Raw genomic sequence first — 11,481 nt, forward strand, 5'->3', positions numbered from 1 at the left:
CTGCTCTCTAGCGTGACGCAGCGGAATTGATAGAGTGCCCAAAGACTTGATCCGCGCACCATAAACCGGCAGGGGCATCGCCGGGGCTGCGGGTGATCTCGCAAGAGGGGGGCAATCAAGTGACTGAGCGCGTGCGTATCGCGATCGTCGGGTCGGGACCGGCGGGGATGAGCGCGGCCGCGCGCGCGGCGCAGCTGGGAATTTCCCACCTTCTGATCGAAAAGACGGACCATCTGTCCGACACGATCTTCAAATATCAGAAGGGCAAGCATGTGATGGCGACGCCCAGCCAGCTCGTGCTGCGGTCCGATTGCGATTTCGATGCGGGCAAGCGCGAGGCGATCCTTGGCCGCTGGAACGAGCAGGCCGACGGGTTGGGCCTGAACGTCGCCTATAATGCAGAGGTGAAGGCGATGACCGGGACGGGCGATCCCATTGCCGGGTCGGTCCAGAAGATCGTGGAGCGCAAGCGGGACGGCTCCAGCGAGACGAAGGAGATCCAGCGGCTCGCTCCGCCCTATCGGCTGACGTTGACCGACGGGCGGGAAATCATTGCAGACGCGGTGATCATGGCGATCGGGACGCAGGGCAATCCCAACCTGATGCGCGTTCCGGGCGCGGATTTACCGCATGTGCAATATCAGCTGGACGACCCGGCCGATTATAATGACGAACATATCTTCGTCGTCGGCACGGGGGACGCGGGCATTGAGAATGCCATGGGCCTTGCCGCTGACGAGGCTCAGGGGAATGTCGTCACCATCCTGAACCGGGGAACGGAGTTCGCCAGCGCAAAGCCCGCCAACGTCAAGGCGCTGATGGCTGCGGCGGAGGCTGGGCGCCTGTCGATCATGACGGAATCGACCACGGCGAAGATCGAGCCGGGCTTCATCACGCTCGACAGCCGCGATGGCGAGGTGAAGGTGCCATGCGACCGCATCATCGCCCGCATGGGTTCGGCACCGCCGCGCGCCTTCGTCGAAAGCTGCGGCGTCGAATTTGCCAGCAATGATCGGCTGGCCTTCCCGAAGCTGTCGCCGGTGTTTGAAAGCACTGCGCCCGGCATCTTCGTGATCGGCGCGCTGGCGGGCTATCCGCTGATCAAGCACTGCATGAACCAGGGCTATGACGTTGTCGAATATATCAACGGCAATCGCGATCTGAAGCCTGCGGACGAACCGATACTCGCCGCCAAATTCGCCGCGCTGCCGGGGCAGAAGGGCGTCGCGGAATGGCTGGAATATCTACGGACCAATGTGTCGATCCTGGAGGGGCTGTCCCCCCTTCAGATGCGCGAGTTCATGCTGGACAGCGAGGTGCGCGCCTATCGCGCGGGCGAGGTGATCTTCGAGAAGCATGATCCCGGCTCCTCGCTGTTCGGCATCGCTGGGGGTCAGGCGCTGGTGGAGGTCGCTTCCGGCACCAATGTGCCCATCGACGCGGGTAGCATCTTCGGTGAAGTCGGTCTGATTTCCGGCCGCCGCCGTGGTTCGACGGTGCGCGCGGGGACGGACTCGATCATGGTGGAGGTGTCGCGGACGGCGGCGCTCAAGCTCATGTCCTCCAACCCGCCCGCCAAGCGCGCGATCACGCGCATCTCGACCGAGCGGCAATTGCTCCAGATGTTTGGCGCGGGGCTGACGCCCGCCGACCTTAGTGAAGTGCTCGACAGCGCCGAGATCAAGACCGTCAAGGCGGGCGAAGCGATCCTGACCGAAGGCGATCTGGGCAACGACATCTATGTGATCCGCGTCGGATCGATGATCGTGGAGAAAAAGATCGGCGGCAGACAAGTCTTCCTCTCCTATCTTCCCGCCGGGTCCTATGTCGGCGAAATGGCGCTGATCGCGGGCGGGCCGCGTACCGCCACGGTCAAGGCCACCGTGAAATCCGAAGTCATCAAGCTGAACGGCGACGCCTTCGCCCGTCTGATGGCGGCCAAGCCCGCCCTGCTGGAGCGCGCGCGCCGCGACATGGCGGCGCGGCAGGACGTCAACGCCTTCATCGAAAGCCGCAAGGATAGCTTTTCCACCGTCGTCGATATGTATTCTGAGACGGCGAAATTCCTGGTCGATAACGGCATCGGCGAGGCGACCGACGTGCTGCTGATCGACGAGCATCTTTGCGTCGGCTGCGACAATTGCGAAAAGGCATGCGCCGACAGCCATGAGGGCTTGTCGCGGCTCGACCGGGAGGCGGGGCGCACCTATGCACATCTGCATGTGCCGACGAGCTGCCGCCATTGCGAGCATCCGCACTGCATGGCCGACTGCCCGCCCAACGCCATCCATCGCGGCCCGGACGGCGAAGTGTTCATCGATGAGACCTGCATCGGATGCGGCAATTGCCAGCGCAACTGCCCCTATGGCGTGATCCGCATGGACAGCGTGCCGCCCAAGAAGCCGGGCCTGCTAAGCTGGATGTTTTTCGGCGCTGGGCCGGGGCCGGGCGAGCCGTCCAAGAAATGGCGCTACAAACATGCCGAACCGGGGGTCGAGAAGCCCAAGAAGGCGATCAAGTGCGACATGTGTTCGGGCATTGATGGCGGCCCGGCTTGCGTGCGCGCCTGCCCGACGGGTGCCGCCATTCGCGTGTCGCCGGAGGATTTTCTGACCGTCGCCCGCCTTGATGGGCAGGCTAATTGAGCATGGCTGAGGCTTGTCCCTTTTTGATCGAGACATGGCGTGCTGCTGCGAAGGCAGGAGCCCAGTTCGAACCTCGCTGCTGGGCTCCTGCCTTCGCAGGAGCACTGGTTCATCTCACGCTCCAAACCAAAGTGGTCGCCCTCTGATGGCCACACGCGCTACCTCCACCCGCCGCGTCAAAGGCGAAACCCTCCATGACGGCTTCCTGCGCCACGCGAACTTCCGCTGGCTGAAGATCGCTTGCGTTCTCTGCCTGCTCGCCATCGCCAGCTATCTGCTCGTGGACGTCACGCCCCATCATAATGGCGGTAGCTGGTACGGCTACACGCTGGGCACCATCGGCGTTCTGCTGATCCTCTGGCTCACGCTGCTCGGCCTGCGCAAGCGGGCGATGACGCGCGGCCGCTGGTCGCTGAAGGCGTGGACGAGCGCCCATGTCTATCTGGGTTTGAGCCTGATCGTCATCGGCACGCTGCACACCGGCTTCCAGCTTGGGTGGAACGTCCATACCCTCGCCTATCTGCTGATGATGCTGGTGATCCTTTCCGGCCTGTTCGGCATCATCGTCTATGCGACGCTCCCCACCGCGCTCAGCAACAACCGGGCGGAAATGACGCAGGTGCAGATGCTGGAAGCGATCCGCGCCATCGACCGTCAATTGCATGACGCGGCCCAGCCCCTGCCTCACCAACAGGCCGGCCTGGTCCGCCAGTCCCTTAATGACGATCCCTTCGGCGGCAGCCTGATCGCGCGCCTGTCGGGCCGCTATCCCCGTTGCGCCACCGCCGCGGCTCAGGCGTCGCTGCGCTATTGGACCGGCGACCATCCGGATACGGGCAAGGAACCCTTGGAAAAGGTCGATGCCCTGCTCGAACGCAAGCAGGCGATGCTCGCCCGCCTCCGCCGCCACCTTCGCTTAAAGGCGCTGCTGGAGATCTGGCTCTACGTCCATGTGCCCGCCACCTTCGCCCTGCTGGCCGCGCTGACCGCGCATATCGTCAGCGTCTTCTTCTACTGGTGAGCGCGCAGATGAGCTTCACAGTCCGCCAGATCAGCCTCACCGCAGACGGTCGCGAGATCGTCCGCAGCGCGACGCTGGCAAAGCCGCAGCTTGTCCTCGGTCGTGCGTCAAGCAGCGACATTCACCTTCCCGACCTCGCGCTCGAACCCGATCACGCGCGGATCGAGCAGATCGACGCGCGCACTATCCGCGTCCGCGCCACCGGCACGCTGGGCTTCGATGTCGAAGGCCGCACCACACGGCAAGCGGACATCGACACCAGCAAGGGCGCGGAACTGCGCTTCGGCGGCCACCGCATCACGGTTTCGCGCGAGGACGACGCGACCATCCTGTCCATCCGCCGGGTCGACGCCGTGTCGCAAGCGTCGGAGGAAAAGGAGGAGGCCCGCGTCTTCTCCCTCGCCCGCCTCGCCCCGCCCAAGCGCCTGACCGCCTGGGGCCTCGTGCTGGCCATCCTCATCGGCTTCCTCGTCGTGCCGATCTACAGCTACGCCACCCGTCCGGCCGACGACATGCGCAACATCTACAGCGTGAAGGGCGATGGCGCCTGGTCCTCCGGCCCGTTGAGCCAGGCCCACCACGCCCTCGAAGGCAAGTGCGAGACCTGTCACCAAAAGGCGTTCGTGTCCGTCCGCGATACCGCCTGCCAGACATGCCACAAATCCGTCCACGATCACGCCCCCGCCGCGCGCATCGCCATGGCGCGCGCGGAGCCGGGCATCGGCGGCAAGTTTCTGAACCTCGTCGCCACGACCTTTGGCAAGCCACCCGAAGGGGCCTGCGTCGATTGCCACCGCGAACATGAAGGCGCAGGGCCGATGCAACCCGCGCCCCAAGCCTTTTGCACCGACTGCCACGGCAGCCTGAAGGATCGGCTGAAGGACAGCAAGCTCGCCAACGCCAGCGATTTTGGCACGGATCATCCGCAATTCACCGCGCTCGTCCAATATAATCCGGGCAAGCACCCCAGCTTCACCCGCGCCAGCCTCGACGCGAAACCGATGGACGACAGCGGCCTGAAATTCCCGCACGACGTTCATCTGTCGAAGACCGGCGGCGTCGCCCGTATGGCCCGCACGCTTAGGCCGCAATCGGGCTATGGCGACGCGCTCGCCTGCAAGGATTGTCACCGGCCGACCGCCGACGGCGTGCGCTTCCTGCCCGTCGATATGGAGCGTGATTGCCAGTCCTGCCACAGCCTCGCCTTCGAGACGATCGGCGGCACCGTCCGCACCCTGCGCCACGGCCAGCCCGATCAGGTGATCGCGGACCTTCGCGCCTATTATCGCTCCACCGCGCCCGCCGCGCCGCTCTCGCTCGGCGGCATGGCAAGACGCCGCCCCGGCGACTATGCGCAGGGCCGCGTCTATCACGCCTATTTCGGCGCGGCGGCCGCTCGACCCTCCCGCGCCGACGACGCCATCCGCGCGGTCTTTTCCAAGGGCGGCGCCTGCTATGACTGCCACATCGTCACGGGCGGCGGGACAAGCTGGCAGGTCACCTCCGTCCACCAGCCCATGCGCTACATGATGAAGGGCTGGTTCGATCATAAGGCGCACGCGACCGAGACTTGCGAAAGCTGCCACGCGGCGCCCAAAAGCCATGACGCGCGCCAATTGCTGCTGCCCGGCATCGACAGCTGCCGCACCTGTCATGGCGGTGAGAGGGCGAAGGCCGACGTGCCGTCCGGCTGCGCCATGTGCCACAGCTACCATGTCGGCGACGGCGCGCCCTGGACGCCCGCCGATCGCGCCGTCAGACGGGATCAGGCGGACAGGCCACGGCGCGTAAGGGGGAGCTAAAGACCATGTTGATCGCCCAGATCACCGACATTCATCTCGGCTTTGACCCCGGCAATCCGGCCGAGCTTAACCGCCAGCGGCTCGATCAGGTCCTGCGCGCTCTGATCGACGGCCCCAACCGCCCGGACCTGCTGCTGGCGACCGGGGATCTGACCGAACGGGGCGACACCGAAAGCTACCGCGCCCTTGCGGAAGCCTTTGCGCAATGCCCCTTCCCGGTCTGGCCCGCCATGGGCAATCATGACGACCGCGCCAATTTCGCGCAGCATTTCCCCCACATCCCGCAGCAGGACGGCTTCGTCCACTACGCCATCCCGCTGGAAAACCGCCGCATCCTGATCCTCGACACGCTGGAGCCGGGCCGCCACGGCGGCGCCTTCTGCGAAGCCCGCGCGGAGTGGCTAACCGCTCGCCTCGACGAGGACGCCGAAACGCCCACCCTCATCGTCCTGCATCATCCCCCGGTCGAAGCCGGGATTGAATGGATGAACACCCACCCGGACGAACCCTGGGTCCAGCGCTTCGCCGCCGCCATCGCAAATCGCCCCAACATCGCCGCCCTGCTCTGCGGTCACCTCCACCGCACCATAACCGCGCCGTGGCAGGGCACCACTGTCGCCATCTGCTCTTCAACGGCGCCGCAACTGGCGCTCGACCTGCGTCCGATGGACCCGGACGCCCCGGACAACCGGCCGATGATCATCGCCGACGCGCCCGCCTATGCGCTCCACCGCTGGACGGAGCATGGCCTTGTCACCCATTTTGATACGGCGGGCGATCATGTCGCGCTGGCCAAGTTCGACACCGGCATGCAGCCGCTGGTCCGCATGCTGATGGATGAGCGGCCGGGGTGATGGCTCCGTTGGGTGGTAAATTGCCATTCCGGTTTTGGAAATTTGGGGATGGAAAGCAGCCGTTAAACTGTGCAGCTCTACTCTCCGACCGCAACTACTATCGATAGGCTGACGCCGATGCGGCATTCCAAGGGACATGGATCAATTTTGTGCTGGATTGCCGCAGCGGCGGCAACGGTGGCGGCTTTTCCCGGTTCAGCCCACGCCTGTCGGACGTTCGTTTCTCCAAAATTCGAGGACGTAAGTTATGCCGATGTCGTGGTGATCGGTCGCGTAGACAACTATCGGATCATCCGCGACGAGGCGTTCCGCAAGCGGATGCTCGCATTGCCCAGTCTGCCCGCGCAAAGGCGCATGACCTATGAAGACCCCAGGCAAGGCTTGCTGTCTGATTACGCGCGGTTCGACATTCAGGTAGAACAGGTTCTTGTCGGCCAAGCGTCGAACAAAATATCGGTCACATGGGATAACTCGACATTTGGGGAACCGGACCAGATGGCCGCAGGGCGCTATCTGATCGCGCTGCGTCGGCCCAACTCAGCTAGCCCTCCCTTGCTCGGTCCAAGCGCGACAATCTTGCCTAGTCCCGACCCTAACGCTTTGACTCTTCTACAGGCGCCCTGCTCAAGCGCTTTCATCTACGACGCCGAAAGCGGTGAGGCTCAAACCATTCGGAGCATTTTGGACGCCCGCCGAAAATAGATGGAATTGGCTCCCATGTCTGGTTTCGGGCAGCGGCTCAACAGCGGCAACAGTTGGTCGTTAGCAAACGCTCAGCCTGTCATCTCCTGCGAAAGCAAAACATTAAAACAACCCTCGCCCTACTCCATCGTCCCCATCGCATTTCGCTCCCGAAACATGATAGGTTGCGCGCTGCCATCGTCGGCACCACGATCGGCGGCAGCAGGAGAGCAGCGAATGGCTCGGAACGACGATGATCTGTCAGTGCTCGATGTGCTCATCGTCACCGCGCTGATCGGCCTTACCCTGGGCGTAGGCTGGAAACTGTGGGGATCGCTCTTTACCTCTTAGGTGCCGAAAGCGATGTGGCGGTCCATGGTCAGGCTGGCCCACAGATCGTGCAGCCAACGCCCCTCTTCAACGGCCAACGCGACCGCATTCTTCCCTCACCGTAGCAAAGGCGGTCGCCACGCCTTCATATCCACATCGTCGTTGACCTTGTACGGCACACCCTTCCCGTTCAGGAACAGCCATTCCATCTCCGGCCGGGTGAAGGGCCGCGATCCCAGTCGTCCGAATACGGCGATCTGCCCGCCCGTCTCATCCACCGCGCGGTCGCGGTCCAGCCCCTTGGACAGCGCCACCGCAGGCGTGGGCGTGCGCGCCCAGGCGATCAGTTCGGGCTTGGGCGCGGGGGAGAAGCCGTAGAAATTGGGCTGGCTCGCCGGGCTGGTCAACTGGATCACCTTCATGCCGTTCCGGCCGTCCGCGACATAGGCGAAGAGCGAGGCGTTGGTGGTGCCGACGATGACATCCTCCACATCCGTCATCTGCCCGCCGAACGTTTCCTTGGCGTAGACGGACGGCCGGAGCGGATTGGTGATGTTGACGATCGCCAGCCCCTCGGCCTTTGCCGCGACATAGGCATAGGTGCGCGCCAGATAGATGCGGCGCGCGTCCTTCAGCGGCACGGTCGCGGATGGTATGGCCACCGGATCGGTGAGCTTCGTCACATCGAACAGTTTCAGCCCGTCGGCGTCGGTGACCCAGAGGTAGCGAAACTGGATCGCGCTCGCCCGCGCATCCTTCATCGGCCGGACGGCGGCAAGGCGTGGGTGGAGCGGGTCGCTGAGGTCCACGACCACCAACCCCACATCGGCCGTGATATAGGCGATTTGCCCGGCCAGCTGGATATGTCGCGCGCCGGTCAATACACCGTCCGGGTTCCAGGTGACGGCGCGCTTCAGGAAATTGTTGCGGAATTCGCCGTCGGCCATGGTCTCGATATTGACCATGATCAGCCCCTCGACGCTGTCGGTCACCGCCGCATAGCTGTAGATCGGCAGGAACGGCTGTTCCTGATTGATCTCGCGCAATTCCTTGGTGCTGCGCAGCGGGTTGATCGGCTGATTGGTCGGCAGCGCCATGCAGGTCGCATTTTTTGACGCCACGCCTGTATTATGGCCGAGCTTCGAGAATGGTCCGCTGACGATTGGTTCGGAAAAGCCCTTGTTGGCGATCGACGCGACGTCATAGGCGCGGAAACCGCCCTTGCCCTCCGCCACATACATATATTCGCCGCGCAGTTGAAGGCAGCCGACGCGATCAGCGGTGCCCTTCACGACATTGCGGAATTCTTCGACCGGGCGCGTCTCGCCCGACGCCTTTTTGTCGAAGGTTCGCCCACGCACCCAATTCTTCAGCTCGCGGCCATTCTGTTCGACGTGCAGCTTCCAATAATCGGGATAGGCATATTTCTGGAGATAGCTGCCGATCACCGCCTGCGGCTCGTCCCATTCGGTGACGCGGATCGCTTCGAACCCGCCTTCAAGCCCGGTCCAGGCATTGAGGCCGACGAAGTTCACGAAGTTCGTGCCGAGCAACATCAGCTGCGACATGATCGCGTTGTTATCGTCCTTCGCCGACAGGTGGCAATCGGAGCAAGTCTTCGTCTCGGTCTTTCGCACCGTATGCGGGAAGTGCGGCGCGAACGCCTGTGACGAAAAGCCGATGCCCGAAATCGGCGGCTGCTGGATATAGATGCGCTCGCGGTTGATGTTGGTCGATGACAGCACCAGCGCGGACGTCGATCTGACCGGGGCCGTCTCATTCCCCTTGGTCGTCATATGCTTGCCGAGCTGGAACATCTCGTCGCGCGCGACCTGCGGGTTGTAGGTGGCGAAGTTGCGCGTCTCCTCGCCATCATAATGGTGGAGCGAGGTTTTCCAGTTCGCCTCGATCGGGAGATGGCACCCGCCGCAGCTCGTCGTCCAGCTGAGGTGACAGGTGAAGCAGGCCATGGAGTCATCGCCATGCGCCCGGTCTGCCTTTGCGACGCCGGGACCGAAAGCGAAGCTGCCATCCTCCGCGCCCGACTTGCTCATCAGCTTCGCGCGCGCCGCTTTCGCATTGAAGTGCGGATTGGCGGGATCGACGCTGTCCTTGACGAGGCTCACCTCCCACTCAAGGCTAGGGTCCACGATCGACCGCTGGATCAGCTTGCGCCGCCCGCTCGCATCATAGAACCATTCGAAGCGGCGCTTGCCGTCCGGGTTGCGCAGCAGCGCCAGGTTCGTGCCCTTTGGCGGCGCGGCCGGTCCCGAAGTCAGCAGCGTCGGATAGGCGTCCGCCGTGCCGTGGCAATCCTTACACCCGATCTCGATCGCGTTCGCGACTTCGCCATAGATGAAGCCGTTGCCGTGGCTGTCCTGCGCGAAATGGCAGTCGGCGCATTGCAGGCCCTTTTCGGCATGGATGTCCATGAGGTGGACGGACTTGCCCGGATTGACGCCGGGCTGGACGAATTTGCCTTCGCCCTTCTTCCGCCATTTCTCCGGATCGTCGTTCGACACGACCTTTCCATCCGCGTCGAGCAGATTGCCCTCGCGGTCGCGCTTGAATACGCCGCGGAAGTTCCAGCCATGGCCGTGATAGTCGGCGAATTGCGTATCCTTCGCCCTGTCATTGAGGTCATAGACGTTGCGCAGGAAATCGAGGTCCGCCCATTTGCCCTTCGGCCCAGCCCCTTCCGGATTGCGCTCCAGCGTCTGGTGGACTTCAGCGGCGTCGGGATATTTCTGCTTCTCCGGCCACATCAGGGCTGCGTCGGATTCATAGTCCCACATGGTGTAGCCGAGATAGCTGTTCAGGAAGATATTGGGCTGGTGCATGTGGCAATTCATGCACTGCGCAGTGGGGATGGCCCGAGTGAAAGCGTGGCGGATCGGATGCCCGCTTTCCTTGACGGCGCCGATGGGATGATCGGGCGTGTCGTCATGGGCGCCCTTCAGAGCGCCATGTTCCATCTTGTTCGCGATGGTCGGATCGACCGTGGCCGTCTGCCCGTCGCGCCCATATTGCGCATAGGTCAGGCTATGGCGCGGCTCGCGGTCGTTGGCGTAGACGACATGGCAGCCCGAACAGCCTGAATGGCGATAGTCGCCCGGCTGATCATTGGTCCCCATGAACCACATATAGGGGTCGTTGAGGCGCGTCTTGTGCAGGTTCAGCACCGGGATCGCCACGCGCAAGCCCGTCCCCGGCCCCCGGCTCGATTGCTTGAGGTCAGGCCGCCCCGGTTCTTCGAGCCGCTGGATGGCGCCGGTGGGATTGGGCAGGCCGATCTCCGCAAACTGCGTCGCGATATTGCGGCCGCCGCGCTCGAACACGCGGAACACATCGCCCGGCGGCGTCACCTGCCAGTTGGGTAGCGGATAGAGTTCGGCCAGCGCGCCGCGCGCCTTCTGCTCCGCCGTCAGCGTGCCCGGCGGCGATCCGGGCGACACGATCTTCGCGGGCTTGCCATCCTTGGTATACGCCTCGCCGAAGATGTAATTTTTATACGGCACGATTCCGTTATTATAGGCCGCCCCGCCCCACAGCATCGCGCCCGACGCCATCAGCGAGCGCTCTGCCGCCTCGATCGTCTGCATATGGCACGACCCGCAAGCCTCCCGCGCCACGCGATAGTCGCTGGGGTTCACGAAGCGCACGAACTCCGGCGCTTCGCGGTTGAGCAGGGCGTAGGTCCGCTTGGGGTTTGCCGAGGACGGATAATGCCAGCTTCCCGGATAGCGCGGCAGGACATGCGCCTTGTCGCGCGCCGCGACATAGGCGGGATCTTCGAAGCCATGGGCAGGATCGCCGCGCACCGTCGCGTCGCCGCCGTGGCAATCCACGCAGCCCAGCATTACCGCCGGGGTGGCGTGCATCGACGGCTCGTCCGTCTTGGTGTGGCAGCTGTAGCAGCCGTCCGACTTGGCCGCGACCTGATCGGTGGTCTGGCTCATTGGCGCGGGGGGTGTCGCGGGATAATGGCGCTCGACCGGCTTTTCCGCGTCCGAGGCGTGGAGGATGGCCACGGGAATAAGCAGGGCAGCCAGCAACAAGAGCCCTATCGATGCCATGTTCCGCCGTGCTCCTGCGAAGGCAGGAGCCCAGCTGAAACGCTGGAGCTGGGTTCCTGCCTTCGCAGGAAC

General features: G+C 63.8%; 6 protein-coding genes. 5 read left to right on the forward strand and 1 reads right to left on the reverse strand.

All coding sequences use genetic code 11. The features are described 5' to 3' along the window. The first annotated feature begins 131 nt into the window (after positions 1-131). The 5 genes from ACZ5YV_RS16220 (at position 132) to ACZ5YV_RS16240 (ending at position 7,024) form a co-directional block, all read left to right on the forward strand. On the forward strand, positions 132-2,645 hold the full coding sequence (locus tag ACZ5YV_RS16220; RefSeq protein ID WP_464789923.1) for a cyclic nucleotide-binding domain-containing protein: 2,514 nt from the start codon (positions 132-134) through the stop codon (positions 2,643-2,645). Positions 2,646-2,790: 145 nt separating this feature from the next. Then, the gene (locus ACZ5YV_RS16225; RefSeq protein ID WP_464789415.1) at positions 2,791-3,666 is read left to right on the forward strand and encodes a hypothetical protein; all 876 of its coding nucleotides are present in this window, start codon (positions 2,791-2,793) and stop codon (positions 3,664-3,666) included. Positions 3,667-3,674: 8 nt separating this feature from the next. Beyond that, the gene (locus ACZ5YV_RS16230; protein ID WP_464789416.1) at positions 3,675-5,468 is read left to right on the forward strand and encodes a cytochrome c3 family protein; all 1,794 of its coding nucleotides are present in this window, start codon (positions 3,675-3,677) and stop codon (positions 5,466-5,468) included. Positions 5,469-5,473: 5 nt separating this feature from the next. Beyond that, complete coding sequence (locus ACZ5YV_RS16235) at positions 5,474-6,322, forward strand: metallophosphoesterase (RefSeq protein ID WP_464789417.1); 849 nt, start codon at positions 5,474-5,476, stop codon at positions 6,320-6,322. Between the two features lie 117 nt (positions 6,323-6,439). Beyond that, positions 6,440-7,024, forward strand: coding sequence for a hypothetical protein (locus ACZ5YV_RS16240; RefSeq protein ID WP_464789418.1), 585 nt, complete (start codon positions 6,440-6,442; stop codon positions 7,022-7,024). 425 nt (positions 7,025-7,449) lie between these two features. Here the strand turns inward: ACZ5YV_RS16240 and ACZ5YV_RS16245 are convergent, their stop codons facing one another. Then, positions 7,450-11,409: an LVIVD repeat-containing protein gene (locus ACZ5YV_RS16245; RefSeq protein WP_464789419.1), complete on the reverse strand. Its 3,960-nt coding sequence runs from the start codon at positions 11,407-11,409 to the stop codon at positions 7,450-7,452. Positions 11,410-11,481 lie beyond the last annotated feature (72 nt).

The organism is Sphingobium sp. TomTYG46 (genome assembly GCF_055396345.1).